Origin of the sequence: Kiloniella laminariae DSM 19542, assembly GCF_000374005.1 — a bacterium.
GTDB lineage: Bacteria > Pseudomonadota > Alphaproteobacteria > Kiloniellales > Kiloniellaceae > Kiloniella > Kiloniella laminariae.
Genome location: NZ_KB893134.1, coordinates 277,639 through 302,022 on the forward strand (window position 1 = coordinate 277,639; position 24,384 = coordinate 302,022).

25 protein-coding genes and 1 riboswitch are annotated in these 24,384 nt (G+C 50.3%); of the genes, 9 read left to right on the forward strand and 16 right to left on the reverse strand.

Going from position 1 to position 24,384, the window contains the following annotated elements:
• The first annotated feature begins 137 nt into the window (after nucleotides 1-137).
• From B152_RS25720 to B152_RS0101310, 3 genes are all read left to right on the forward strand, one after another.
• A complete protein-coding gene (locus B152_RS25720; protein WP_083921765.1) occupies nucleotides 138-446 on the forward strand; it encodes a DUF1272 domain-containing protein in 309 nt (102 codons plus the stop codon).
• A 159-nt stretch (nucleotides 447-605) separates the two neighbouring features.
• The gene (locus tag B152_RS0101305) at nucleotides 606-1,223 is read left to right on the forward strand and encodes a pyridoxamine 5'-phosphate oxidase family protein (protein WP_020590566.1); all 618 of its coding nucleotides are present in this window, start codon (nucleotides 606-608) and stop codon (nucleotides 1,221-1,223) included.
• Between the two features lie 29 nt (nucleotides 1,224-1,252).
• Nucleotides 1,253-1,660 (forward strand): GFA family protein, encoded by a 408-nt coding sequence (locus B152_RS0101310; protein ID WP_020590567.1) that lies wholly within the window; start codon nucleotides 1,253-1,255, stop codon nucleotides 1,658-1,660.
• A 95-nt stretch (nucleotides 1,661-1,755) separates the two neighbouring features.
• Here the strand turns inward: B152_RS0101310 and B152_RS0101315 are convergent, their stop codons facing one another.
• The 3 genes from B152_RS0101315 to fabA all read right to left on the reverse strand — a co-directional run bounded on the left by B152_RS0101315 (nucleotide 1,756) and on the right by fabA (nucleotide 4,433).
• Nucleotides 1,756-2,538, reverse strand: coding sequence for an enoyl-ACP reductase FabI (locus tag B152_RS0101315; RefSeq protein WP_020590568.1), 783 nt, complete (start codon nucleotides 2,536-2,538; stop codon nucleotides 1,756-1,758).
• Between the two features lie 83 nt (nucleotides 2,539-2,621).
• Nucleotides 2,622-3,845 carry a beta-ketoacyl-ACP synthase I gene (gene fabB / locus B152_RS0101320; protein WP_020590569.1) on the reverse strand — a complete coding sequence of 408 codons (1,224 nt, stop codon included), beginning with the start codon at nucleotides 3,843-3,845 and terminating at the stop codon, nucleotides 2,622-2,624.
• 75 nt (nucleotides 3,846-3,920) lie between these two features.
• The gene (gene fabA, locus B152_RS0101325; RefSeq protein WP_026261180.1) at nucleotides 3,921-4,433 is read right to left on the reverse strand and encodes a 3-hydroxyacyl-[acyl-carrier-protein] dehydratase FabA; all 513 of its coding nucleotides are present in this window, start codon (nucleotides 4,431-4,433) and stop codon (nucleotides 3,921-3,923) included.
• A gap of 465 nt (nucleotides 4,434-4,898) precedes the next feature.
• Here fabA and irrA point away from each other — a divergent pair, with 465 nt between their 5' ends.
• Nucleotides 4,899-5,345 carry an iron response transcriptional regulator IrrA gene (gene irrA / locus B152_RS0101335; RefSeq protein ID WP_020590572.1) on the forward strand — a complete coding sequence of 149 codons (447 nt, stop codon included), beginning with the start codon at nucleotides 4,899-4,901 and terminating at the stop codon, nucleotides 5,343-5,345.
• 97 nt (nucleotides 5,346-5,442) lie between these two features.
• On the opposite strand, the gene B152_RS0101340 is transcribed toward irrA, so the two are convergent.
• Entirely contained in the window at nucleotides 5,443-5,652 is a 210-nt protein-coding gene (locus B152_RS0101340; protein WP_020590573.1) for a hypothetical protein, read from the reverse strand.
• A complete protein-coding gene (locus B152_RS22045) occupies nucleotides 5,645-6,187 on the reverse strand; it encodes an SH3 domain-containing protein (protein ID WP_020590574.1) in 543 nt (180 codons plus the stop codon). Before B152_RS22045 ends, B152_RS0101340 begins: the two co-directional genes overlap by 8 nt.
• 336 nt (nucleotides 6,188-6,523) lie before the next feature.
• Between B152_RS22045 and B152_RS0101350 the strand changes: the two genes are divergently transcribed.
• The gene (locus B152_RS0101350; protein WP_020590575.1) at nucleotides 6,524-7,510 is read left to right on the forward strand and encodes a 2-hydroxyacid dehydrogenase; all 987 of its coding nucleotides are present in this window, start codon (nucleotides 6,524-6,526) and stop codon (nucleotides 7,508-7,510) included.
• A gap of 504 nt (nucleotides 7,511-8,014) precedes the next feature.
• On the opposite strand, the gene B152_RS22050 is transcribed toward B152_RS0101350, so the two are convergent.
• The 6 genes from B152_RS22050 to B152_RS24845 form a co-directional block, all read right to left on the reverse strand.
• Nucleotides 8,015-8,662: a glutathione S-transferase family protein gene (locus tag B152_RS22050; RefSeq protein WP_020590576.1), complete on the reverse strand. Its 648-nt coding sequence runs from the start codon at nucleotides 8,660-8,662 to the stop codon at nucleotides 8,015-8,017.
• Between the two features lie 115 nt (nucleotides 8,663-8,777).
• Nucleotides 8,778-9,566: a transporter substrate-binding domain-containing protein gene (locus B152_RS0101360; RefSeq protein ID WP_020590577.1), complete on the reverse strand. Its 789-nt coding sequence runs from the start codon at nucleotides 9,564-9,566 to the stop codon at nucleotides 8,778-8,780.
• A gap of 158 nt (nucleotides 9,567-9,724) precedes the next feature.
• Nucleotides 9,725-10,390 carry a thiamine ABC transporter ATP-binding protein gene (thiQ, locus tag B152_RS22055; RefSeq protein ID WP_020590578.1) on the reverse strand — a complete coding sequence of 222 codons (666 nt, stop codon included), beginning with the start codon at nucleotides 10,388-10,390 and terminating at the stop codon, nucleotides 9,725-9,727.
• A complete protein-coding gene (gene thiP / locus B152_RS22060) occupies nucleotides 10,380-12,077 on the reverse strand; it encodes a thiamine/thiamine pyrophosphate ABC transporter permease (RefSeq protein ID WP_020590579.1) in 1,698 nt (565 codons plus the stop codon). The genes thiQ and thiP overlap by 11 nt, the downstream gene beginning before the upstream one ends.
• A 15-nt stretch (nucleotides 12,078-12,092) precedes the next feature.
• A complete protein-coding gene (thiB, locus tag B152_RS0101375; protein WP_020590580.1) occupies nucleotides 12,093-13,124 on the reverse strand; it encodes a thiamine ABC transporter substrate binding subunit in 1,032 nt (343 codons plus the stop codon).
• 82 nt (nucleotides 13,125-13,206) lie between these two features.
• Nucleotides 13,207-13,319: riboswitch (TPP riboswitch) on the reverse strand.
• Nucleotides 13,320-13,434: 115 nt separating this feature from the next.
• Nucleotides 13,435-14,514 carry a helix-turn-helix transcriptional regulator gene (locus B152_RS24845; RefSeq protein WP_020590582.1) on the reverse strand — a complete coding sequence of 360 codons (1,080 nt, stop codon included), beginning with the start codon at nucleotides 14,512-14,514 and terminating at the stop codon, nucleotides 13,435-13,437.
• An 87-nt stretch (nucleotides 14,515-14,601) separates the two neighbouring features.
• Between B152_RS24845 and B152_RS0101390 the strand changes: the two genes are divergently transcribed.
• Nucleotides 14,602-14,997 carry a hypothetical protein gene (locus tag B152_RS0101390; RefSeq protein WP_020590583.1) on the forward strand — a complete coding sequence of 132 codons (396 nt, stop codon included), beginning with the start codon at nucleotides 14,602-14,604 and terminating at the stop codon, nucleotides 14,995-14,997.
• A 137-nt stretch (nucleotides 14,998-15,134) separates the two neighbouring features.
• Here B152_RS0101390 and nhaA read toward each other — a convergent pair whose 3' ends face one another.
• Nucleotides 15,135-16,316 (reverse strand): Na+/H+ antiporter NhaA, encoded by a 1,182-nt coding sequence (gene nhaA / locus B152_RS0101395; RefSeq protein ID WP_020590584.1) that lies wholly within the window; start codon nucleotides 16,314-16,316, stop codon nucleotides 15,135-15,137.
• A gap of 136 nt (nucleotides 16,317-16,452) precedes the next feature.
• Between nhaA and B152_RS22070 the strand changes: the two genes are divergently transcribed.
• Nucleotides 16,453-17,379, forward strand: coding sequence for a hydrogen peroxide-inducible genes activator (locus B152_RS22070; RefSeq protein WP_020590585.1), 927 nt, complete (start codon nucleotides 16,453-16,455; stop codon nucleotides 17,377-17,379).
• A gap of 23 nt (nucleotides 17,380-17,402) precedes the next feature.
• Here the strand turns inward: B152_RS22070 and B152_RS0101405 are convergent, their stop codons facing one another.
• The gene (locus tag B152_RS0101405; RefSeq protein ID WP_020590586.1) at nucleotides 17,403-18,287 is read right to left on the reverse strand and encodes an AraC family transcriptional regulator; all 885 of its coding nucleotides are present in this window, start codon (nucleotides 18,285-18,287) and stop codon (nucleotides 17,403-17,405) included.
• 291 nt (nucleotides 18,288-18,578) lie between these two features.
• Between B152_RS0101405 and B152_RS24850 the strand changes: the two genes are divergently transcribed.
• Nucleotides 18,579-20,978, forward strand: a complete 2,400-nt coding sequence (locus tag B152_RS24850) for a sensor histidine kinase (protein ID WP_020590587.1) — start codon at nucleotides 18,579-18,581, stop codon at nucleotides 20,976-20,978.
• 158 nt (nucleotides 20,979-21,136) lie between these two features.
• On the forward strand, nucleotides 21,137-21,742 hold the full coding sequence (locus B152_RS0101415) for a carboxymuconolactone decarboxylase family protein (RefSeq protein ID WP_020590588.1): 606 nt from the start codon (nucleotides 21,137-21,139) through the stop codon (nucleotides 21,740-21,742).
• Nucleotides 21,743-22,168: 426 nt separating this feature from the next.
• Here B152_RS0101415 and B152_RS0101420 read toward each other — a convergent pair whose 3' ends face one another.
• Genes B152_RS0101420 through B152_RS26590 form a run of 3 tightly spaced genes read right to left on the reverse strand, consistent with a single transcriptional unit; the run spans nucleotide 22,169 to nucleotide 24,203 of the window.
• Complete coding sequence (locus B152_RS0101420) at nucleotides 22,169-22,906, reverse strand: DUF2971 domain-containing protein (protein WP_020590589.1); 738 nt, start codon at nucleotides 22,904-22,906, stop codon at nucleotides 22,169-22,171.
• A 21-nt stretch (nucleotides 22,907-22,927) separates the two neighbouring features.
• Entirely contained in the window at nucleotides 22,928-23,866 is a 939-nt protein-coding gene (locus tag B152_RS0101425; protein ID WP_020590590.1) for a hypothetical protein, read from the reverse strand.
• Nucleotides 23,859-24,203 carry a TauD/TfdA family dioxygenase gene (locus tag B152_RS26590; RefSeq protein WP_020590591.1) on the reverse strand — a complete coding sequence of 115 codons (345 nt, stop codon included), beginning with the start codon at nucleotides 24,201-24,203 and terminating at the stop codon, nucleotides 23,859-23,861. Before B152_RS26590 ends, B152_RS0101425 begins: the two co-directional genes overlap by 8 nt.
• Nucleotides 24,204-24,384: the final 181 nt, after the last annotated feature.

Consider the following 24,384-nt stretch of genomic DNA (forward strand, 5'->3'; position numbering starts at 1 on the left):
TGGTCAGGCCTTTATTTTTTGCTGGTCTGGCAGAAACTGATGCCTTGTCGTCATTGTTGTCAGACGCAAGGACTTGCATACTCCTGTCAGGGGCAAGGGATCGCGTAATGTGTTCCCGTTCATTTCAGGAGAAGAGAATGCTGAAACTAAAACCTAATTGCGAGTTTTGTAACAGGGATTTACCTCCGGTATCGGAGGAGGCAATGATCTGTTCCTATGAGTGTACCTTCTGTCGTGATTGTACGGAAAACCTGCTTTGCAATGTGTGCCCTAACTGTGGCGGCGGGTTTGTGCCGCGCCCTGTCCGTCCAGCTACAGCGCGGCGAGAAGGGGTCAGCATTCAACACCATCCAGCTTCAGAAGAACGGGTACACAGTCGTTATAGCAAGTTAGAAATAGAAACATTCTCCCGGAAAATCAGAAATATTTCACCGGAAAACCGTTAAAAATAACCGGGTGAGATCACATAGGAATATTTCAAAGTTACTCTTGCCGGATGTTTGTCTTGACCTCGTCACCCCTGTATATTTTCCTGTGACAGCTTGTCCGAAATATCTTGTTGGTTACCTATCCGGGCCCCCATCCTCTTGCTGGCAAAGGTTCTCATGTCGCATATTCTCAAAACCGAAGCAGATCTCCGCGCACTTTATGGTGAAAAGAGCCCCCGAGCCGAGAAAAAGGTTCTGGGTCATCTTGATAAACATTGTCGCAGTTTTATCGCCCGCAGTCCCTTCCTTACCCTTGCTACGTCCAGTTCGGCGCATGGTGCAGACTGTTCTCCCAAAGGGGATGCGCCGGGATTTGTCCGGGTTCTTGATGATCAGCATCTGGCAATTCCCGATCGCCCGGGAAACAACAGGATTGATAGTCCGGTCAATATTCTCGAAAATCCCCAGGTTGGCGTTCTGTTTATTATTCCTGGGGTCAAAGAAACGCTCAGGGTTAACGGGGAAGCAGTTATCTCTGTCGATCCCGAATTGCTGGAAACAATGGCCGTTAATGGAAAACTCCCGCGTTCCGCTATCGTGATCACGGTCAGGGAAGCTTACATCCACTGTGCCAAGTCCCTGATGCGATCCGACTTGTGGAACCCGGAAAAGCACCTGGATCGGAAAGAACTGGCCTCAATGGGGCAAATACTGGCCGATCACATCGGTGATAATCTTGATGCTGAGGCCTATGACGCGACGATGGACAGCCGTTATCAGGCAACACTTTATTGACGATCTCGAATTTATATCAGGGGTTTATTATGTCTGATCTAATCAAGACGGGCGGATGTCTTTGTGGAGGCGTGCGATATGAAGTGACCGGGGCATTGCGTGATTCCGTTGCCTGTCACTGCATCCAGTGCCGTAAAACCAGCGGGCACTATGTTTCCGCGACAGCTGTCGCAAAAACAGATTTTCGCCTTCTTGAGGAGCGGGGATTGCGCTGGTATCAGTCGTCTGACACGGCAAGGAGGGGTTTTTGCCAGAACTGTGGCTCCAGCCTCTTCTGGGATCTGGATGGCCGGGACCAGATGGGAATTATGAGCGGGACGATTGATGGTAAGAGTGGAATCAAGACCCGTGAACATATCTTTGTCGAAGACAAAGGGGATTATTACGAGTTGTCTGACGGGTTGCCGACCTGTGCTGGCTATCCCAGTAAAACATAATAATTTGAGCTATGTAGCTTTTTTATTTTTAAAAAATAAGAAAAGGGCTGCCAAAATGGCAGCCCTTAGAAAACTTAAAGACCTGAGAGTGCTGGCTATTCGACGGAGCGTTTGGGGCTCGGAATGCCAATGACGTTAAAGCCGGCATCAACAAAGTGAACCTCGCCGGTAACACCCATCGACAGATCAGAGCAGAGATAAAGCCCGGCATTGCCGACTTCTTCCAGCAGCACATTTCTGCCCAGCGGAGAGTTATCCCGGGTGAAGCCGTAAGTGTACTTGGCATCGGCAATGGCAGAGCCTGCGAGGGTGCGCATGGGGCCTGCAGAGATTGCATTGACCCTGGTGCCATCGGGACCCATATCCATTGCCAGATAACGTACGGAGGCTTCCAGAGCCGCCTTGGCAACACCCATGACGTTATAGTTTGGCGTTACCCGTTCAGACCCGAGATAGGTCAGGGTAATCAGGCTGCTATTCTTGCTCAGGAAGGGAGCAGCCTTTTGAGCAACAGCGGTAAAGGAGTAGCAGGAGATTGACATGGTATTGCGGAAATTTTCCCGCGTTGTGTCAACATAACGGCCCTTCAGTTCTTCCTTGTCGGAATAAGCGATAGCATGAACGACAAAGTCCAGGCTTCCCCACTGTTCCTTCAGGGTCGAGAAGACATTTTCCAGTGCGTCCCCATCTTCAACATCGCAAGGCAGAACCAGATTGGATCCTACGGATGCAGCCAGAGGTTCTACACGCTTTTTGAAGGCGTCTCCCTGATAGGTGAAGGCCAGTTCAGCCCCCTGGTTGTGTAACGCTTGAGCAATCCCCCAGGCGATGGAGTGGTTATTGGCGACGCCCATAATCAGGCCCCGTTTTCCGTCCATCAATGCCGTTGTCCTCGTCACGATCTTACCTTTCGTCTTTTACTGCTTTCATCGAAGCTTTGTAGTTGCGTTGCGCAGGCTGATTAATCGCGTACACGCTTGAAAACGACCGAGGCATTAGTGCCTCCGAAACCAAAGCTGTTGGACATGACGCAGTCGATTGTCTCATCGTCCTTGCGTTCAATAAGGATTGGCATGCCTGCAGCTTCGGGGTCGAGCTCTTCGATGTTTGCAGATGCGCACAGGAAGTTATTTTCCATCATCAGAAGCGAGTAGATGATTTCCTGTACACCGGTGGCTCCCTGTGAGTGACCGGTAAGGGACTTGGTTGATGAAATCCATGGAATAGCCTGTCCCTCGAAGGCTTCCTTGATTGCTTTGAGCTCAGTGGTATCTCCGACGGGTGTCGAGGTTCCATGAGCATTGATATAGTTGACTTTGGTATTTCCCGCTTCGGCCAGGGCCAGTTTCATGCAGCGGACGGCACCTTCGCCAGACGGGGCGACCATATCGGCGCCATCCGAGGTTGCCCCATAGCCGACAAGCTCACCATAGATCTTGGCGCCGCGGGCTTTGGCGTGTTCGTACTCTTCAAGAACAACAACACCGGCACCACCGGAGATGACAAAACCATCCCGGTTGGCATCATAGGCCCGGGAAGCTTTGGTCGGATCATCATTATACTTGCTGGAAAGTGCCCCCATTGCATCGAACAGAACGGTCAGGGTCCAGTGAAGTTCTTCACCACCACCAGCGAATACAATGTCCTGTTTACCCATCTGAATCAGCTCTGCGCCATTGCCGACGCAGTGAGCCGAGGTCGAACAGGCAGAAGTGATGGAATAGCTGTGGCCTTTGATCTTGAAGGCGGTTCCCATGTTGGCTGAGTTAGTTGAGCCCATGCAACGCGGTACCATATAAGGACCAACACGTTTTGGCCCCTTTTCCCGGGTGATATCCGCCGCCGCAACCTGGTTTGAGGTTGAAGACCCGCCGGACCCCATCACCAGACCGGTGCGGATATTCGAAACAAGGCTGTCATCGAGGCCCGCATCTGCGATCGCCTCTTTCATTGCGACATAGTTATAGGCTGACCCGTCGCCCATGAAGCGGCGGAGTTTCCGGTCAACCAGGGCATCGAGGTCGATGTTGATCGAGCCATGAATATGACTGCGAAAACCAAGTTCGGCATAGGTTTCGCAATATTCAATGCCAGAGCGCCCTTCCTTGAGAGAAGAGATCACTTCTTGCTTGTTGTTGCCGATGCTGGAAACAATTCCAAGTCCGGTGACGACTACGCGACGCATCTACCGTGTCCTTATTACTAGTGGGGCTGCCATTACCCGGTAACGGCAGCTGGTATCAGGTTTATTCCAGAGGAATCAGGATTCTGTCTGGAACAGACCTACTTTCATATCCTTGATCTCAAAAGCAACCTCGTCATCAGCCATGATGATTCCATCAGAAACCCCCATCACCAGTTTGCGGTTGATGACCCGTTTCATGTCGACCTTGTAGGTCACTTTCTTGATTGAAGGGGTAATCATGCTTTTGAGTTTTACCTCGCCAACACCGAGCGCGCGACCGCGACCAGGAGCGCCAATCCAGCCAAGGAAAAAGCCGGTCATCTGCCAAACGGCATCCAGGCCCAGACAGCCGGGCATAACCGGGTCACCCTGGAAGTGACAGTCAAAGAACCAGAGATCCGGTTTAATGTCATACTCAGCGATGATCTGGCCTTTGCCGTGTTCCCCACCATCTTCGGTGATGGATGTGATGCGATCAAACATCAACATAGGAGGCAAGGGCAGCTGGGCATTCCCTGGACCAAAAAGTTCGCCACGCCCGCAAGAGAGAATGTCTTCGTAGGAATAGCTGTTCTGGCGTTCGCTCAAAGGTTTATCCACCGTCTTTTAAGTTGTTTTCCGAACTTCAGCTCTTAAGGGCCGAATCCGGCGTGACTATAACACAGGGACACCGGGCCATGGCAATGTTCTTAAGGCCGCAGCCAGCTGCAAGATCGTGAATTTTTTTATAAAGCTGATCTATTTTATCATCATCTACCGCTCTCCCACCAGTGATGTGTTGTTTCCAGTTAAAAAGATCAATCAAAAAGTGCAGAAGGAATTGAGAAGTACCTCTGGCAGATGCTGTTTGGACCGGGAGCTGTTATTGAGGTCAGCCAGCAGTGAGTGAGCCGCTTGATCCTGGGCATTAAATCGTTGAACAGGGGATATTTTGCTGTGGTTGGAAAAATTATAGAGGTGATACCTGCAAATAAGCGGTAAAATCAGCCTGAAAATACCAGAAATCCGCTTTTTTCTCTTTAACCCTACGTTTTCTGGCTTATATTGAGTCCTATGGAAAAGATACGCCCCTACACAGAGTTAATTGATACGCTTAAAACTGCCGGGCTCAGGCCAACACGGCAGCGTTTGGCGTTGGCCAAGCTACTCTATTCCCAGGGAGACAGGCATATCTCTGCCGAGCAGCTCCATGTCGAAGCCATGGATGCAAAGGTCAGTGTTTCTCTGGCGACGGTCTATAATACTTTGCATCAGTTTCACGATGCCGGGCTTCTGCGTGAAGTTCTCGTCGAGGCCGGGCGTTCTTATTTCGACACAAACGTGAGCGACCATCATCATCTCTATTATGAAGAAACCGGGGAGCTGATTGATATCTCCAAGGATGCGATCCAGTTCAAGAACCTGCCAAAACTTCCTGAGGGGAAAAGAATTTCGCGAGTGGAAGTCGTCGTTCATGTGGTTGATGTTGAAGAAAAAAAAGATCTTCTTGCTGCAGAATAACAGTTGAAAAACCTGAATTTAACAATCTTCTTGGACCCTGATCATAATTTCACTGACAACACCGCCTATGATGACGGTTGTTTGACGGTGCCCTGTTTTAGGGCGCTTGCAGGAAACGTTCTTCGGGCGTAGAATTTTGACTGTAGGGTGCGAAAATCCTCGTTACGTCAAAGCTCGGCAAAAAGAGCGAGAGATGAAAGAAGTCAGGCTCCGGCGAACCAGCCAGTGCCTGACTTTGTTTGCTCAGGGGATCAAAGACACAGAAGAGTATCTGCGTTTTGATTGCTTCGAGCGAAGGTTCAGTCAAAAACCTCTTCTGCATATGCGCCATAAAACGATGAACGTTCGATCCAGCCGCTGATATCCTTGATCTCGACCTGACACCAATCATCGCTATTACAAGATTCGAGTTCTCCGATGACTCCGGCTTCAACCTGGGCAATAGGGCGACTATTGCTGTCGGGATCGTCATAGAGGGTTCGCAAGGCCCCTGTGATCATGACACTGCGTTGGCCCTTGAGCATGCTTTGATGGACCCAGCCCTGGGTTCCCTGCCAGTCTTTTATCTGTCTCCAGGTATCGAACTCGTCGATAATCTCAACCGGTAACCCCCGACGATGATAGATCCAGCTGATCGGGTAACGAATACCAGGTCCCGCCCGCACGTTCACTTGTCCCGAGCGAAAACTGACAAACCGTGGCAGGGGCAAGCCACTGGAGCCGACAGTCCGCGTGACTTCTTCCTTGCTGCTGTCAGCAAAAACGGGAGACATTGTCAGTGGCATGACAAAAAACTGGCTGAAGAAAACAAGGGCGATGATAGCCGGGGTTGGAAGCTTCATGGGGAATCTTTTCTGGGAGCGCAGAATTCGCGGGCTTTTATTCATTTCTTTATATTCAACGCACTTAACAAATCAAAGATCTAACAGGTGCGAGCCTACAGTCAGCAGCCTCCGCTGGCTACTATTTATCGAATCACCTGTTTCTGGCTCTTGGCAAAGCCAATCTTCACAGCCTAAACTGGAGTGGAATCAGTTGGTCAGTCATTAAATGCCTGATGGTGTATGGTAGATCCAGAAAAGAAGAAAATACTGGGTATACGGTTAAAATACCAGAAGGCGGAAAACTGTCCATAAAGGCTGTCTGGCCAATATCAGCAACGGGGAACCCTTGAATTCATGCCACAAAAAAAACCCCTTGTGATTGTCACGCGCCGTCTTCCGGATGCAATCGAGACCCGGATGATGGAACTTTTTAACTGCCGGTTGAATCTCGACGACAAACCCTTTAGCCAAAAAGAACTTATCGCGGCAGCCAAAGAGGCTGACGTTCTTGTTCCGACGGTAACGGACCGGGTTGATGCAGGGGTTTTGGCGCAGGCAGGACCGAATCTGCGTTTGATCGCCTCTTTCGGTACCGGGGTGGATCACATTGATCTGCCAACTTGTCGCCAGCGGGGGATCACGGTCACCAACACACCGGGTGTGTTGACAGAAGATACCGCCGACATGACCATGGCCCTTATTCTGGCCGTTTCGCGCCGTCTTACCGAGGGCGTAAAGCTGATCAAGTCGGGTGAATGGAATGGCTGGAGCCCGACAGGGATGTTGGGGCACCGTATCTGGGGCAAGCGCCTCGGGATTATCGGCATGGGACGGATTGGACAGGCGGTCGCTCGGCGGGCAAGAGGTTTTGGCCTGTCGATCCACTATCACAATCGTCGCAAGGTGCATCCGGATATTGAAAACGAACTGGAAGCGACCTATTGGGAAAGCCTGGATCAGATGCTTTCGCGGATGGATGTGATTTCGGTTAACTGTCCCCATACTCCTGCAACGTTTCATCTGCTGTCGAGCCGCAGATTAAAGCTGCTCAGCGAGCGGGCGATTATTGTCAATACCAGCCGTGGTGAAGTCATTGACGAGAACGCTCTGGCGCGCCTGATTGAAGGCGGCGAAATCGCGGGAGCAGGCCTCGATGTTTTTGAACAGGAACCCGCAATTAACCCTAAACTGTTACGGCAGGATAATGTGGTTCTCTTGCCGCACATGGGGTCTGCGACGATCGAAGGTCGCCATGCCATGGGGGAAAAGGTCATTATCAATATCAAGACCTTTGCCGATGGCCATACTCCGCCTGACCGGGTTGTTGAGGCGATGTTCTAGTCCGGTAACGGCTATTCACGCTTAATAAAAACGCTGTAGAGCAATAAAAAAGGTCGGATTTCCGGCCTTTTTTATTGGGTTCGTTACGGATTTCCTGAACACAATATCCTGTGGGTCAACCGATACGCCTGGCTGTCTCGTCAAAAATTTTCAGTTTCTGCTGAAAATGCCGTGACTCTGCTGTATGGCTGGCTTGTGTTCTTTCACGTTGCCGATTCGTCACGGTGTTTCCAAGATTCAAATATAAAATGATGACGCTACAAGATGTTGTATTGACGCGGTGTCAAAATTAGGGCATTTCATTCTCGTGATTATACCAATCCTGCTTTTTGCGCTATAGTGCAGCAATTGAAATCGGGATTGGCCAAATTTAGTCAATCTTTGATTGATTCAGGCTCTTTCGTTCGATCTCCAATCTGACGAACGCTGAACAAAAAGCGGTACTGATAACATCAGCACCGCTTTTTGTTTTTTTCAGGGAGCCCGTTACAGTCTGATCGGGCTTTACTGGGACAGCTTGAAGTTTATCCAAGTCTCAACAGTTTCTGCATAGTTATCAAGAACCCCGCTGACGGCGACGTTCTTTTGCAGGGTTTCGTGCCAGATCTGCAGGGGTTTGGGAAATTCAAAAGAGAGCTCCAGTGCCCGGAACATTGCAGTGGCAAGCAGGAATGTCGGGGCAAAACCACAGTCTGCGAAAGTGATTTCAGAACCGGCAATGTATGGCCTGAAGTGTCCGAACCGGATGAGCATTTCCATATGTCTTGTGAATTCAGCGTGCTTCTCGGAAACAATCAGGGGGTCGCGGATTGAGGGTGCCATGTGTTTGAAAAGGGTCCGCAGAGAGGGTTCCAGCTTGAGGTCGTGGAAGCGAGACAACATTCTGACAGAGGCTCTGGCGGCAATGTCTTTGGGTAGCAGGGCGGGGAGAGGGTAACGTTCTTCCAGGTATTCGAGAATTGTCTCTGATTCGCTTAAGACCAGATCACCATCAACAATGGCAGGCACTGTGCCAGTGGGGATGATCTGTTTGTATTTCTCCGAGCTATAGCCATCTGGCGGAAGTCTTTGCTCTGCGTCCAGTCCTTTCAGTGCGAGAGCGACCTGAACCTTTGCACCAAAATTGCTGATCGGGACGTTGTAGAGAATCATAGGCAGGATCTCACATTGATAAAAAGACCAGTGTACTTGTTAAAGTAATATGGAAAACGGGCTGAAATAATCCAGCCCGTTTGATCAGAAAAAGATAGTGCAGATTTTATCGACGTCAGTCAGCAAGTTTCCATTTGCGGGCAAGATCGTTGAAAAATCCGCTGGATTTTTTCAATTCGATCCAGTGATTGAGATAGTTGATCCAGATCTGGTCTTCCTGTGCCACGAGCATGGCAAGCGGCGTCGGCGAACGTGGTTCGGCAACAGGGACGATGGCCATCTCGGAATATTTCTGGACTAGGGTTGCAGCCTCTACATTCGAGGTGATGTGAATCAGAGCCCGGCCTGAAAGAACTTCCTGAAAATCGCGCGCAGGGGCCTCAACAGATTTCAGGCTTGCCTGGGGAAAGTATTCTTTTGCCTGTTGTTCCTGGACTGTTCCAAGTGTTGTCGCGACCGTGATGTCCGGCTGGTTGATGTCTTCCCAGCTGTTAAAGCGCTCAAGATTTTTTTTCAGGGTCAGGGGGACAGTACCAACCTGGTAGTAACTGTCGGTGTAACCGGCAACAGCCATGCGTTTGGGATTGAGCGAGGCGCTGGTGGTGATGTCATATTTATCAGCGACCACGCCGTTGATCAGGGTTTTCCAGTCTGTAGGAACAAAGACCACTTCAACCCCCATGTCCCGGGCCAGTTCAGTGACGACATCGACATCAAAACCTTCGTAACTGTCATTGCTTGTGTTTTTGATGGACATGGGGTTCCAGTCCCCTGTCGTACCGACCCGAAGTTCACCAGAGCTGAGGATTTTGTGCAAACGGGACTGCTCAGCGGCCTGGGCGAGGGAAAAAGTTCCGGCAACCAGCAGGGCCACAAGAGAGAGGATGGCGCGAAGTTTCATCATGTATGTTCCGGGGTTACAGGGATTGAAGGAATGGGTGAAGGAGAACGAGTGTAGAACATTTTAAAACAGGGAGCCAGTTCCTCTCCAAAAAACAACTGTTACTCTGGATCAAAGATGCGTGAAGCAAACAACGGTTTGGCCACTATGGAACTCTTTTGTTATAACTGGACGACCCGATCGGCAATTTTCTCTGCATCGCTTGGCAAATGGGTAACCATCAGGGTGAGAAGGCTGTTTTCATCGTGCAGGGATCTGACCAGCGACAGCATTTCCTCGCGCAAGGCGGGATCGAGGGCGCTAAAAGGCTCATCCAGCAAGAGAATTGGACGGTGGCGAACGAGACAACGGGCAAGTGCAACCCGCTGACGCTGCCCCCCGGAAAGTTCGGCGGGATATCTCTTATTCAGGCCCTCGAGACTGACACTTGCCAGGGCGGCCTGGATTTCCCTGTGGTCCGACAGGCTCAAACGCAGTCCAGGATGTAATCCGAGGCCAATATTGTCCTCAACAGTCAGATGGGCAAAGAGATTGTGTTCCTGAAACAGCGTGGTGACGGGACGTTGCGCGGGGGGAAGGGGCAGCAGATCATCGCTGTTAAAGCGCAGTTCACCCGAGAGAGGCGTTTCAAAGCCTGAAATCAGATTGAGCAGGGTAGACTTCCCAACGCCGGAAGGGCCGGTAATGGCAACAAGTTCTCCAGGGGCCACCACAAGATTAAAAGTCAGGGGACTGTTGTCGTTACCATAACTGAATTTGACCTGATCAAGAATAAGGCCTGTCCGGGAAATTGGTTGAGAGGGCCGATCTTTGTGTTCAGATACCATGCGATACTCTCTCCGATGTCTGATGCTGTGTTCTGGAAAATGGCCGGATTGTTTTTCCAGAGACAAGTCGCTCGATCACTATAAAGAGACCAAGACTTTGCAGGCACAGGACAAAAGCGACGACTGCGGCATCTTCAAAACGATAACTCCCCATTTTCTGATACATATAAAGTGGCAAGGTGGCGAAATCCTGTGTGCCAAACAGGGCGATGACACTGAGATCACCAGTGGAGAGGGCAACCGCAAGCCCCAAGGCGAGCCCGACAGATTTCCGGTTCTGGGGCCAATCAATCAGACGCAGGCGATTAAGACCGCGGATATCCAGACTGTTGCACAGCAAATCACTTTTCTGAGCCGCAGCTTCAAAGGCCGGAGCGAGCAGACGCAAGACAAAAGGAAGAGCCATAAGGGCGTTAATTGTCACGACCAAAAGCGGAGCGAGCAATGACAGGCCACTGCTGTTTTTCAGGGTAATGAACAGACCTGTTGCCAAAACAAAAGGAGGCAGCAACAAGATCAGCGAGCCGGAGAAATCGAGCGTAGCTGATAAAATGCCGGCATAGGATTCCCCGCCCAGTCGGGAAGGCAGATATAGGCTTCGCAGGGTTAATGCGAGGCCAAGGGCAAGCAGGAGTGACAGCATTCCGGCAGACAGGGAAACCGCGAGGCTGGTCAAGGCCGCATCCCATAGTCTGCTTTCGGAGAGGGTCGTAAAAAACCGTGGCGTTATGGCTTTCCATACTGTTGCCAGCAGAGGGGGAAGAACCAGCAGGGCCATCAGGAGAAGCGCCAGCGTGTCGATGATCTTTGCGCAGGGTTTGTCGGCGTCAAAGCGCCTGATCTGGCGTTCTTCAGTCTGGCTGAGGGGCATGCGCCGTATAAATTTCCGTCCCAGCAACAGGATAGAAAAACAGAATACAAGCTGGGTCATGGCCAAAGTGGCTGCTTTTGGAATATCGAAATCAAACCGCAGGGCTTGATAAATGGCGACTTCGAGGGTGTTGGTTGAAGGGCCGCCTCCCAGTGTTAACACGATGATGAAAGAGGTAAAGCAGAGCAGAAAAACCAGACCGCAGGAGGCAGGCAGTATTTTACGCAAACCCGGCCATTCAATCAGGCGGAATATGTCCCGATCCGACAGACCAAGCTGGGCGGTGCTGCGCCAGTATTCCCGGGGCAGGCTCTCGAGGGTTTCGAGGAAAATTCTTGTCAGCAGCGGGGCATTGAAAAAAACATGGGCAATGAGAATCCCGGTCAAACCATAGAGATAGCTGTTGGTCTCGGAGTTGAAAAACCCGAGAATCTGGTTGACCCATCCCTGACGACCATGGACGGCTATGATGCCAAAAACCCCTACAATAGTCGGTACGATCAACGACAGGCTGGACAGCTGAAGGAACAGGCGTCGCCCGGGAAGCTGTGGTCGTCGAGAGAGTGCGCGGGCCACCGGGATCGCCAGGAGCGTTGCCAGAGCTGTGCTAACGATCGCCTGAAAAAAGGTAAAGGCTGTCAGCCGCCAGAGATAACTGTTGTTTAGAAAGCGAAGAGGATTCAGATCCGTGATCTGGCTGAACAGCCCGGAAAAAGCCAGCCCCAGTACTGTGCCGATAAGAACCAGACTGAGCAGGCCGGGCCATAAAAGCTCGAAAGAACGTTTCTGTCTGGAAGGCAGGGAGAACCGGGGCATGGCTGTAAACCGGAATTAACGCTCGACAGCCGAGAGCCAGCTGTCAATCCAGATCTGGCGATGGCTCTGGACGTCCTCTGGGCTGTACAACAGGGATTTTGTCGGCCTGGCGAGTTCGTTGAAAGTCCCGGGGAGCTTTTCACCGAGGTCAATCACAGGGTACATCCAGTTGCCCGTTGGAATCTGGCTCTGGAAAGCTTCGGAGCCAATGAAGTTGAGGAACTCCTGGGCAAGTTCAGGTTCGGAGGCATTTTTCAATTGTCCGGCAACCTCGACCTGCAGGTAGTGCCCCTCGTCAAAAATAGCAGCTTTATATTGATGCTTTTCCTCGGCGATGATGTGGTAGGCCGGAGAGGTGGTGTAACTGAGCACCATGTCGGCTTCCCCATCAAGAAAGAGTCCATAGGCTTCGCCCCAGCCTTTGGTGATGGTGACAATTTTGGGAGAGAGTTTTTTCCAGGCATCAGCGGCCTTCTCGCCGTAGACCTGCTGGATCCAGAGCATCAAGCCGAGACCTGGTGTTGCGCTGCGGGGGTCCTGAATGATGATTTTCAGATCCGGATTGTCATTGATCAACTGGTCCAGGCTGTCGGGAACAGTTGTCAGCTTTTCGCTGTCATAAACAAAGGCGAAATAGCCGTAGTCGAAGGGGACGAAGTGACTGTCGCTCCAGGTGACAGGCAGGGAGAGTTTTCCCTGATCAAGATTGCTGGGGGCGAACAGCCCGGTTGCGGCTGCTTCTGCTGTAAGGTTTGTGTCCAGCCCGAGAACAACATCGGCAGGACTTTCTGCTCCTTCGAGTTTCAGCCGACTGAGGAGCCCGACGGAAGAGTCAATGGCTACAAATTTGAGATCGCAATCACAGACGCCTTCGAATGCTTCTTCGACCTTGGGGCCTGCGCCCCATTCGGCGGCAAAAGAATCGTAGGTGTAGACTGTGAGAATTTTTTTTCCCTCAGTGCTTTTTTCTTCGGCGCTGGCATTCAGGCTCAGGCCAAGGGTTAGTGTGGCAGCAGTAAAAGCTGTCAGTGCTGTGCGCAGGATCATGCGACGCTCCATAGTTTTGTGGGGCGGGCAAGGACCTGAAAAATCTGGAAACACATATGAGTAATCAGCCCTTGCGGGAGATCTTCATCCAGTCTTCAATTCCCTCCGCCGGTATTAACCGGTTCAGGTTCGACGGGTTTATCTCCGTTGCTATGGAAATCTCTCAGCCCGATTTGGACACCCCGTTGAGACCGCGGAGAGCTTAGACCTTTCGTTATTGCCCAGCAAGAGGGGAAAGCCCCGGTTTTGTCTGGTACGGATGAACAGGTCAAACTGGCTAGCAAAAAACCTGTACGCTCTCGCCAAAGATTCAGGAACAGCGGGAGTGGAGGATGTCGCGATAATTTGCGGGTGTGAACCCGCCGAGATGCCTGAATTCCCGGCTGAGGTGATGGCGATCGGAATAGCCCTGCTGCCAGGCCAGCTCATCCAGCGAAAGTGGGCTTTCTGCCAGGGTCTGGCAGCTTTTCCGTAACCGGATGTAGCGCGAAATTTCACTGTAGCTGCTGTTCAGGGCCGTGAGTTTGCGAGAAAGGCTGCGGGGAGAAAAACCCAGTTGTTTTGCCGCTGATCTCAGGGTGAGATGGCCACCGTCTCTGGGTGTCGAAAGCTGGAGAAGGTGCTGGAGAAGACGCCTGTCAGGGAACATATGGGAAAGATCTGTTACCTGAGTGCTGCTCTTGCAGTTGAGTCTTAGTTTCGGTTGCCCGGATATAATCAGGGCACATTCCGGAGTGTAGTTACTGAGGTGAGCTTTGAAATTCTTTAATGTGGAAGAAGCCCATGTCATATCAAGCTGACGGGTAGTCCCAAGTGGGGGCTGATACCATAACGTTGCATCTTGTAGATCAAAAAGAGCACAGGCGACCCCACCGAGGACAATTGGTCCAAATGAAGAGCTTCTGGCCAGAGGAGAGAGAAATGGCCGGATGGTTACCTCTTCCGGGGCCGTAATTTCTATAAAATTCTCGGGCCAGTCTGCGGCGTGTTGATTCTGAGTCGTCGAGGAAAAATGCGTTTGCCGGGCAAGGGTCTGGACCTTTAGACAAAGCGACCAGCGTCTGACAAGCTGGTGAGGCGTAAGGGCATTGGAAAGTAAAAAACTGACAGGATCAAAATGTATATCTGCGGCATTCCGGATGCAGAGCTGTAAAAGACGCTCATACCCGCCCTGCTGTATCAGCTTCAATATCTCGAGATCGACTTGTTCTTTGGTTTCTATCCTTGGGGTGAGCTGGGGTTTCTGGTTGCTGCCTGCAGCCTGATTGGCAGACTGTATCCTGGCGCCCAGCTGTAGAAACCAGCTGTCCCATTGGCGCCGATAACTTTCCCCCAGGGTCGCGCGTGATTTTGCCTGTTCATCTAAGGTGTTTTTGGCGTCGATTTTCACAGCTGTTGACCATCCTTGCGATAATACTACCCCGATTGTCAGAGATATTTTCTCTGGTGACAAAGAAAATAACACAGGGAGTATAACGTGTTGGACAGAACAAAAATCGGGATATTGACGGCTCTGGCTTTTTTGACCGGGCTTTCTTCAGCCCAAGCCGAGAACTATATGAACGCGGATGAAGTCCGGACGTTGATGAGTGGCAACTCAATCTCGGGGGTCTTTGGCGATAACAAGGCTTACAAACAGCGAAATCATGCCAACGGAATTGCTGTTGTCGCGGTGAAAGGAGATCCGGTTCGCCTGATTCCCTGGTTTGTCGATGATCAGGCCCGTTATTGCGAAGATTGGTTGGATTGGGGGGTTTTCTGTTTCAAGCTTCGGCAGGGAGATACAGCAAACAAGATTATATCCTTACGCCCAAGTGGTGAAGAGCTGGGGTTCGATTGGCATGAAGGATTCATTGATATCACCCATGAGTGATCAGAGGTGAGATCTGGACAGGTTTTTGCCCGATAGGGGGGTGGTCCGGATGTCTAAAAACAAGAGGGCCGGAAGCTGTCATGAGCGCCGGCCCTCTTAACTGTCTGTGATTTGAGTATCAGTTCACGGTTTGTGTATCAATTTACGGGAGCTTTTCGATTTTTAAGGGTGAGCTTGAGGAAGAAGTACCCACTCAGCGCAGCAACCAGGGATCCGCTGAGCACGCCGATCCGTACCTGCCCGCCGAGGGCAGGGTCTTCGTAGGCCAACCCACCGATAAAGAGACTCATGGTAAACCCGATACCCGTGAGAAGGGACAGACCATAGATATGGCGCCAGTCCAGGTCTTCGGGCAGGCGACAGATTTTTGTTTTGACAGCCAGCCAGGTGAAGCCGAAGACCCCGATCTGTTTTCCGAAGAACAGCCCTGCTGCAATTCCCAGGGTCAGAGGCGTGACCGCAGACTGAAAAGTGATTCCGGCGAGAGAAACCCCGGCATTGGCAAAGGCAAAGATCGGCAGGATCATAAAGGCGACCCAGGGATGCAGGCTGTGTTCCAGATCACAGAGCGGGCTTGGACTGCCTTTGTTTTTACCTTTGAGCGGAATGGCAAAACCGATAGCTACGCCCGCAAGGGTGGCATGCACGCCTGATTTCAGTACGCAAACCCAGAGAACAATACCGACAAGGATGTAGGGCGTTTTGGCGGTAACCCCAACGCGGTTCAGAATGAAGAGGCCGATCAGGGCAACCGCAGCCAGAGCAAGCGAAACAACGGAGAGCTCTGCGGTATAGAAAAGGGCGATAATAACAATGGCCCCGAGATCGTCGATAATGGCAATGGCGGTCAGAAGAATTTTGAGCGACAGGGGAACCCGGTTGCCGAGCAGGGCCATGATGCCGAGGGCAAAGGCAATATCGGTGGCAGAAGGGATCGCCCAGCCGCTGATATTATCCGCTTCACCCCAGTTGAAACCGACAAAAATTAACGCCGGGATTGCCATGCCGCCAATCGCGGCAACGGTCGGCAGGGCGATCTGGTCTCTGGAAGAAAGCTGACCCTCCAGGATCTCGCGCTTGAGTTCAAGGCCGATCAGCAGAAAGAAGACGGCCATAAAACCGTCATTGATCCAGAGCAGCACCGGTTTGGACAGGGCCAGATCGCCGAGGGCTATGGTAAAGGGCGTGGCGAGAGAGTCCGCGTAGAGCGCCGCCAGCGGGGAGTTGGAGAAAAGTAGCGCGGCCAGCGCGGCAAGAATAAGGATTATTCCTCCGGCCGATTCCAGCTGGAGGAAACTCTTGATCATTCTTGCTGGCATGCAGCGATCTCCCGGATGTCGTTGAAGCAGGTGTCGTTAATCGTTGTGGTTTGAACTATATGGGGCCTGTTGCCTGATTACTATAATCGTTTTATTGTCGATTTGTAATAGTTTTAAACTATCAGTGACTGTTTTAATGGCAAAACCAACGATCAGACAGCTGGAATATTTCCTGGCGCTCGCCGAAGACCTGCACTTTCGCAAGGCTGCGGAGCGGCTTCATGTCAGCCAGCCGACCCTGAGCGACCAGATCCGCGAACTGGAATACCGGCTGGGGGTTGTCCTGCTGGAAAGAAGCCGTCAATCCGTGGCTTTGACCCCGGTTGGGCAGGATCTGGTTGAACGCGCCCGGTATCTGCTGCGTGATCTTGATGATTTCTGCGATGCGGCCAAATCCGCCAGCGGGATGCTTGGGGGCAAAATCCGGCTGGGTATTGCGCCAACCATTGGTCCTTACCTGATGCCCAAGGTGATCCCCCAGCTGCACAAGCGCTATCCGGATCTCAAGCTCTATATCCGCGAAGACCGTTCGAGAGTACTGGAACAGGCATTGCGGGATGGTGTGCATGACCTGGTGATGACAGCTTTACCGGTTCAGGATGACAATCTGGAAAACTTTCTGCTGTTCAAGGAACCCCTTTTGCTTGGCCTGCCCAGGGATCACCCGCTGACGAGCCGAACAGAGATCGAGCCCCAGGATCTGGCCGGAGAATCTGTTCTGTCGCTGGGGGCGGGGCACCGGCTGTTTGAGCAGGTACAGCGACTTTGTGAAGAGCTGGGAGCGGTGGTCCAGAGTGATTATGAGGGGACCAGCCTGGATGCCCTGCGCCAGATGGTCGGGATGGGCATGGGCGTTTCTTTTTTTCCCGGTCTTTATGTGCGTTCGGAAATCACCAATGACGATCAGGTGGTTGTCCGTCCGTTACAGTCTTCGGCAGCACAGCGCCAGATTGGCTTGCTCTGGCGCTGCAAGTCCCCCCGCTCAAAAGACTGTCGCACCTTTGCCGAGGACATACTTTCTGCCATTCAGCAGGGCGCGTTTCAGGATTTTTTGACCTCCTGAAAGTATGGGGCAGCGATCGGGCGTTACTTCTTTTTAACCGGAATCCAGATCTCGATTTCTCCTGTGCCTGTTTTGCCATCAAAGCCGGGACCGTAAAGTTCGAAGTCCGGTGTTTCGGCAAAGTCATATTCGGAGTTGGGTAGCCAGTCGCCCCAAATTCCCTGATAAGCATCATTGAACTGCTGATTTATCGGCGTAGCCTTGTCAATCGTAAGGTGGAAGACGGCATAATTTCCAGCCTCGACTTTAAGGCCGGTCATACCCTTGGGCACCTTCTTCAGGCTGTTCGCTGCAATAGCGGCGAGATAGGTGAAATTGTTGCCATCGCCTCTCAGGCAGACGCCGTAGTTGTAGTCTCTGTCGATGGTGGCGGGGTCAAATTCATCATAGCGGGCGTTCAGGTTCCGCCAAAGGTCGACAATTGTATTTGTGGTGTCCTTGGATGTATCCGCGGTGTCTTTGGAAAAATCTCCAGTCAGACCGATGACGTGGAAGGCTTGTCTTGTGGCAAATTCCGGAATCATTTTGGGTGCTCCTTGACGAAGGGAAAGCTGAGATGAGGTAAGGCGCAGTCTGAATTTCGTATGAAGGGAAAGCCGTTCCTTCCGGTATTTTCCCGGAGGAATCCCGAAATTGCGTTTGAAGGCACGGGTAAAGGCTTCCTGACTTTCAAAACCGTAATCCAGAGCGAGGTTTATCAAGGAGTAACCCGGGGTGTTTTCCAGCCGCAGGGCTGCCTCGGTCAAGCGCCGATGCCGAAGATAACTCATGGGGCTTTCTCCGGCGAAGATGTTGAAAAGACGGGAAAAATAATAGGTAGACAGGCCAGAGGCCTCGGCAATTTCCCCAAGTGTAATCGGATTTTCAAGATTGTCTTCCATAAAGGAAATGGCTTTTTTAATCGGCATGTCTTACTCCTCTTGAAGCGAGCATAGACAGGATGGCTCTGTGTTTCTTGATCGCAATTGCCCAGCCGATCATTTTTGGAAAGAAACATGCCTCTGGTGCTTCCGAAAGGGTGTGCACTCTCTAATCCGTCAAAAAGAAATTAATAATAAATGCAGATAAATTGTTAGCAATTTTTGCTGCATAATAAATCGCATACAATAGTATGCGGTGATTTTGCTGTTTGAGGAGGAGGAGGACAGGTTAGGCCTCGTCTGGATTTTCTGGATAACTCTGGCGCCTAAGGGAAGGCCATGTTTCAGAATATAAAAATTACAATTAAATATCCTCTGGTTATCGTTACCCTTGCCTTGTTGGCCAGTGCCATCACCGGAACGGTTGCCTATTACTCGACTTCATATGAATTGCAACTGGCTGCCGAAGAAAAACTCAATGCACTTTTGCTGGCGAGAAAAACCGCTTTGGCCGGGCACTTCGAAACTATTCGGGAAGATTTGCGTGTTCAATCGCAAAATCCCCTGGTCATTCGTGCACTTGGGGAGTTTTCAGAGGCATGGCATCAAAAAGATCAAGAACAAGGTGATCTCCAGCAACAGCGCTTTCAGGCGCTTTATATTGATAAAAATCCTTTCCCTCAGGGGGAAAAGCAAAAGCTGGATCGGGCAGCAGATGCTTCAGATTACAGTAGTCTGCACGAGAAATATCACCCGACCTTTCGCAAGCTGCTCGAAGAGCGGGGATATTATGATCTATTTCTCTTCGATAGGGATGGAGATCTGCTTTATACGGTGATGAAAGAGAGGGATTTTGCCAGTAACCTGATTTATGGTCCCTGGCGAAACACCAGTCTGGGCAAGGCTTTCCTGGCAGCACAGAAGAGTGATCCGGCTTCTCCTCAGGTGTTTTATGACTTTGCCCCCTACGAACCCAGCCATGGTGCACCAGCAGGTTTTATTGCCAGTGCTCTCTATGATGCGAAGGGACGATTCATTGGTGTACTGGCCTTTCAGCTGCCAATTGATCGGTTAAATACGGTGATGCAGGTTTCCGCAGGCATGGGTAAAAGCGGAGAAATCTATATTGTCGGGAGTGACTTTCTACGGCGAAGCGATTCCCGTCTTTCAAGCCAGCCTAAAATTCTGCAGGAGAAAATTGACAGCATAAGCGTGCGTGAAGCGCTGGCAGGCAACAGCGGTGTGACGAACAGGATAAAAGCGGCAGATCAGGAAGTCTATTCAGCCTATGATTTTTTTGAGTTCATGGGGATCCGATGGGCCATAATTGCCGAGATAGATCAAGGTGAAATTCTGGCTCCGGTAAAGCGTATGAAGCAGAATATCCTTGTCGATCTGGCTGTGCTGGGCGTTCTGATCACTCTGGTCGGGCTTTATATCTCGCGTAATCTGGCCCGTCCTATTTTAGAGCTGACAGCAGCGATGACCCGGTTTTCAGAGAGAGATTTCTCTTCTCTGCCCTCGTTTTCTGGTCGGGGGGATGAGATCGGAGGGATGGAACAGGCACTTGAGATTTTCAAGGAGAATACCCTTGCCCGTCAAGCCGCGGACGAAAGATTGATTGAGCAGTCCCTCCTTTTGAAAGTTGTCATCGAAAATGTCGTCCATGGTCTGGCTTTATTCGATGCGGACCATCGGCTTCTACTCTGGAACAGCCGATATTGTGACGTAACAGGTCTGGACCGTAGCCAGGTTTTCCGGGGTCAGAGTTTTCTGGAACTGGCAAAGGTCTTTGCTCCTGGAGGTGCTCAAGACCAAGACGGAAGGGACGGGGATGCTGGAGCGCTGAAACGTCTGGAAAATCTGGTCAACAACGAACAGACAACAAGCGAGTTGACTGTCCGGGACGGACGCATCTGTGAGGAAATTGCCAGTAAAATACCCGATGGAGGATTTGTTGTTGCCTATACCGATGTCACCGAGCACCGGACCTATCAGTCACAGATCGTCAAGCAAAGAGATGATCTTGTTCTTTTGAATCAGCAAAAAAACAGGTTCTTTTCTATTATCGCCCACGATCTCAAAAACCCCTTTAATGCTTTGCTTGGTTATACCCAGTATCTGGAAGCGGAAATCGGGGGGATGCAGCAGGAAGAGGTTATTGAAGCGGTTCGGTCACTCAACAAGGCGGGATTGCAGGCGTTTGAATTATTGGAAAACCTGTTGAAATGGTCTCGGGTACAAATGAACCAGATTGACTGTAACCCGGAAATTTTTTCTCCGGTAAAACTGGAGGAAAAGGTCATGCGTGATCTGTCTGAAGTCACAAAGGTAAAGGGCATCAGGATTATTCGGCGAGAAAGCCCGCATAGTGTCTTTGGGGACAGCAAGATGACAGAGACTATCCTCCGTAATCTCCTGGGGAACGCAATCAAGTTTACTCCCGGGGGCGGGGAAATCATTCTGGAAACCCGTCGTAAAAAGAGGGAAGTTCATATTTCGGTTCAGGACAATGGGGTGGGTATTGATGACAAGGTTATAGGCACACTGTTCAATCTGGAAAACAACCATTCCACAGCCGGAACAGCTGGAGAAGCAGGGACCGGGCTGGGGTTATTGATTTGTAAGGAATTTGCCGAAAAGCAAAATGGCAAGCTTCTGGTTAAAAGCAAGGTCGGAACGGGGTCTATCTTTACGCTGGTTCTGCCAGCTGGTGGCAAAGATCTGGAGTTGCATTGAAGATGTCTATACAAGTTGATCTTTTCTCATTATCATGCCGCCAAGGGGAAGTGATCCCTGTGATTATGATTTCGTAACTCTTTGACCGGGCTTGAAAAAGAAAACTGACAAGACTGAATAACAGTCGAGAGCTATCAACAGGAAGGCATAAGAAAACAATGAGCTGGATTAATACCGTTCCCTATGACGAAGCAACGGGTCGTCTCAAGACACTCTATGACAGGGTCAAGGGCCCTGATAATAATGTCGACAACATCATGATGGCCCACAGCCTGCGCCCGCACAGCATGGAAGGGCACATGACCCTTTACAAGTACGTCCTGCATCATACCGGAAACAAGGTGCCAAAATGGCTGTTGGAAGCCTGTGGCGTCTATACCAGCCACCTCAATGGCTGTGATTATTGTTTCGAGCACCATTTTTCCGGGATGAAGCGCTTGTTGGGCGATGATGACCGCAGTGCAAAAATTCGTGAAGCTTTTCTGCGCGATGACCCGGCACAGGCTTTTTCCGGCGAAGAACTGCAGATCATGCGCTATACCCGCAAGCTGACGCTGTCTCCGGCCAAAATGGTTCGGGAAGACGTGGCAATCCTGCGTGAAAGCGGACTTGATGATGGCAAGATCCTGGAGATCAACCAGGTGGTCAGTTACTTCAACTATGCCAACCGCACGGTGCTGGGGTTGGGTGTGAGCACTGATGGCGACATTCTGGGGCTTTCTCCGAACCAGTCAGATGATCCGGATAATTGGAACCACACCTGAGGTTCGCATAATTATTGTGTAAGGATAAAAGCCGGGCCCAATTTGTGGTCCGGCGTATATTTTTTTGGCCGAGGGTATCTTCCTGAATTCCTGTCTGTAGCTGTAACGAACTGCAATCATCCGAGCCTGAAACTGCACTTATCAGATTTTTGAAACCACCTTATTTGCATCTATCCGCAGGGTGCCAAACTACTTTAGCTGTGAATATAAATCGGGTCATGATTTTATCCGCTTAGTGCCAGAAGCAGACATTGATTAGTAAGAAGAAAGCCGTTGAGTTGAAACCTAATTAGATCTTAATCCTGTACAAGAAATCTATTTTAAGTGTTTCGTAAACCTCGTATTTCTGCGCTAGCTGAGTACAATTTTTTGGGGATTAGATTTCACTGGAAAGTTTTTCACCGCAAAGTAATATTAAGAGGTTTTTTAGGGAATTTTTATTACGAAATCATCAGGTGGCTTGTAGAGCAGTGAACGCTTGATCCTTGTTGCATCAAAGCCTGTTTTTTCTATGATTTCTTTTTTTAAGTTTGTATACCTCTTGTATGACATTCTTGGATCGATCACGAGCTGATCGAAGACTGAAAATGGATTAAATGGGTATTTGTAGACGCCTTCCTTGTTCGCGACACCGTCCGCATCAATAAAGATAAGACGGACCTCATTTTCGTGTTCAAACGCATTTCTTTTCACAAGTAAGGTTTGGGCAATGGAGCATTCGTTCAAACCATTTTTGAAGACGGTTTGAGAGAATTTTTTGAGCTCGGCATCAGTTGGGTAGGTGACTTTCCCTATGAAGCAACGATCCCTCTCAGGGCTTTTGTTCGCTGAGTAAAGACTGTCAATTAATCCTCCAACAGTTGTACGGATGCGAATAGCGTCTTTGTTGGGCGAGTATATGCGCCACATCGCATCAGAACGTTTATGCAAGGTCCAGCATTGTCCGTACAACTTATTATGTAAATGAAATTTGCGGTTTTTTCCATCAGCGGTCTGCACTTGGGCGTTCAAAATGAAATTTTCAAACGGGTCGTCCCATTTCGTCGGTAAGACAAGCGTATTTTTTCTCTCGAAGAAGAGTTCAAAAAAACGATGGCGCGGGAATATTCGATAAATCTTCGTGCGCCTATTTATATTTCCTACAATTTTTCCTTTTAAACTCATCAATGCTTCATCTATCGAATGTTAATCATTGCCGTAGTCAGGTTCGTATTCCATCTCTCGTTCTTGTTGATCCTCGTATATGTATTCTAATCCTGCTGCCTCAATCTCATCGCTGCCTATTAGCTTCAACTCGCAGGTAGGACAGCAAAATTCCTCTCCTACGAATTCTCGGTCAACTATTTCCCAGATTGCATATTCATCATGCTCTTCGCTAATGTCCTCGCCTGTTTGTTCACCCGTCATAAAGGAGCGGGATTTACAGGCAGGACAATTGCTTTCCCATATTTCGTCATACACACCCTTGAATAGGCCAGTCTGGTGCTGAGACTCTTGACGTTCAGAGTCGATGAGTAGACGTTCGCGTTCGGCTTTTTTCAATGTTTGAAATTTTTTTTCAGCTGCTTCGACACGTAGTTTTATAGCCGCTTTAAGCGCTTCAGCTGCCTGATCAAGTAACTGACGCGGAGCGGCAGCATCGGCTGCGCCAAGCCACCGTTCCAGAGAAGATCCCATCTGTTTAAGGATCGTATCGCAAGCATGCCAGTAACGTGCCTCCCATGCTTCCAGTTTCATCGTCTTGAATGGAAGATCAGCAGAGTGCAGTTCCGCATTGCGACGTTCAGCGATTTCTTTGCAAAATTTCTGAATCGCCATGTCAAATTTGGGCACGAGATGCGTTAAGCGCTCGAAAAGCGTCTTGGCTGTAATGGTCTTTACATCGGTTGTGGTATTGATACCAGCAGCCACGAACATTGATTGCCAATGATTTGGATCTACTACCAGACTTGGATGTTGACGCGCTAACGCAGCTTTGCCAAGAAGCTCAAGTGCGAGTGAAGCCCAAAGTTGGTATTCATCAAGGTCACCGACAATTTTTCTACTTATGGCGCGACTAATATATACTTTAGACTTCGCATGGAGTGCATCCCCATTGATTGCTATAAAGACGTTATCAGGCATCGATTAGAATCCTCCCTAAGCGTCGCCCTGAGCCTTGGTTAACTGACGCACGCCCATGCATGATGGTCCAATTATCTATGATTAGGATGTCACCTTTACTCCAATAGTGTACTTCCGGGACGCTGTCTTCTAGCCGTTGTTCTACAAGAGTTAACGCTGCCCTCCCGCGCTCAGTGACGGCCTCGAGGCAACCAGGATCGAACCTAAAAAACATACGATCTGACGAAAGAATAGTTGAATAGAATGACCGTTGTCCTGCGCGAACGAGAACTGGTGCAGATTCAAGAAAATCGAGCTCCTTTTGGGAGAAACGAAGTCTTCGCCAATCAACAAGCATCGTAGGTGCGTTAGGTATACCTGGATCAATGCAACCAAGTAAAAGATAGCGACATGGGTACTGGCGGTGGCTGAGCTCTGTATGAAATGGTAAGGCGTCCAAACCAAATCTTACGCTCAGGGATCGTGGGTGTGCTTCAATGATCTTACGTGGTTGAATTACCTCGACGAGCGAGCCACCG

What these genes read in the sequence shown, in the direction of transcription:
- B152_RS0101425 (WP_020590590.1), bottom strand. Translation starts at nt 23,866, where the DNA reads ATGCCTGATAACGTCTTTATAGCAATCAATGGGGATGCACTCCATGCG.
- B152_RS25720 (WP_083921765.1), top strand. Translation starts at nt 138, where the DNA reads ATGCTGAAACTAAAACCTAATTGCGAGTTTTGTAACAGGGATTTACCT.
- B152_RS0101420 (WP_020590589.1), bottom strand. Translation starts at nt 22,906, where the DNA reads ATGAGTTTAAAAGGAAAAATTGTAGGAAATATAAATAGGCGCACGAAG.
- thiB (WP_020590580.1), bottom strand. Translation starts at nt 13,124, where the DNA reads ATGATCCTGCGCACAGCACTGACAGCTTTTACTGCTGCCACACTAACC.
- fabB (WP_020590569.1), bottom strand. Translation starts at nt 3,845, where the DNA reads ATGCGTCGCGTAGTCGTCACCGGACTTGGAATTGTTTCCAGCATCGGC.
- B152_RS0101360 (WP_020590577.1), bottom strand. Translation starts at nt 9,566, where the DNA reads ATGATGAAACTTCGCGCCATCCTCTCTCTTGTGGCCCTGCTGGTTGCC.
- B152_RS26590 (WP_020590591.1), bottom strand. Translation starts at nt 24,203, where the DNA reads ATGCTTGTTGATTGGCGAAGACTTCGTTTCTCCCAAAAGGAGCTCGAT.
- B152_RS0101415 (WP_020590588.1), top strand. Translation starts at nt 21,137, where the DNA reads ATGAGCTGGATTAATACCGTTCCCTATGACGAAGCAACGGGTCGTCTC.
- thiP (WP_020590579.1), bottom strand. Translation starts at nt 12,077, where the DNA reads ATGCCCCGGTTCTCCCTGCCTTCCAGACAGAAACGTTCTTTCGAGCTT.
- B152_RS0101305 (WP_020590566.1), top strand. Translation starts at nt 606, where the DNA reads ATGTCGCATATTCTCAAAACCGAAGCAGATCTCCGCGCACTTTATGGT.
- B152_RS0101310 (WP_020590567.1), top strand. Translation starts at nt 1,253, where the DNA reads ATGTCTGATCTAATCAAGACGGGCGGATGTCTTTGTGGAGGCGTGCGA.
- B152_RS24850 (WP_020590587.1), top strand. Translation starts at nt 18,579, where the DNA reads ATGTTTCAGAATATAAAAATTACAATTAAATATCCTCTGGTTATCGTT.
- B152_RS22070 (WP_020590585.1), top strand. Translation starts at nt 16,453, where the DNA reads ATGGCAAAACCAACGATCAGACAGCTGGAATATTTCCTGGCGCTCGCC.
- irrA (WP_020590572.1), top strand. Translation starts at nt 4,899, where the DNA reads ATGGAAAAGATACGCCCCTACACAGAGTTAATTGATACGCTTAAAACT.
- B152_RS0101315 (WP_020590568.1), bottom strand. Translation starts at nt 2,538, where the DNA reads ATGGACGGAAAACGGGGCCTGATTATGGGCGTCGCCAATAACCACTCC.
- B152_RS22050 (WP_020590576.1), bottom strand. Translation starts at nt 8,662, where the DNA reads ATGATTCTCTACAACGTCCCGATCAGCAATTTTGGTGCAAAGGTTCAG.
- B152_RS0101405 (WP_020590586.1), bottom strand. Translation starts at nt 18,287, where the DNA reads ATGCCGATTAAAAAAGCCATTTCCTTTATGGAAGACAATCTTGAAAAT.
- thiQ (WP_020590578.1), bottom strand. Translation starts at nt 10,390, where the DNA reads ATGGTATCTGAACACAAAGATCGGCCCTCTCAACCAATTTCCCGGACA.
- B152_RS0101350 (WP_020590575.1), top strand. Translation starts at nt 6,524, where the DNA reads ATGCCACAAAAAAAACCCCTTGTGATTGTCACGCGCCGTCTTCCGGAT.
- B152_RS22045 (WP_020590574.1), bottom strand. Translation starts at nt 6,187, where the DNA reads ATGAAGCTTCCAACCCCGGCTATCATCGCCCTTGTTTTCTTCAGCCAG.
- nhaA (WP_020590584.1), bottom strand. Translation starts at nt 16,316, where the DNA reads ATGCCAGCAAGAATGATCAAGAGTTTCCTCCAGCTGGAATCGGCCGGA.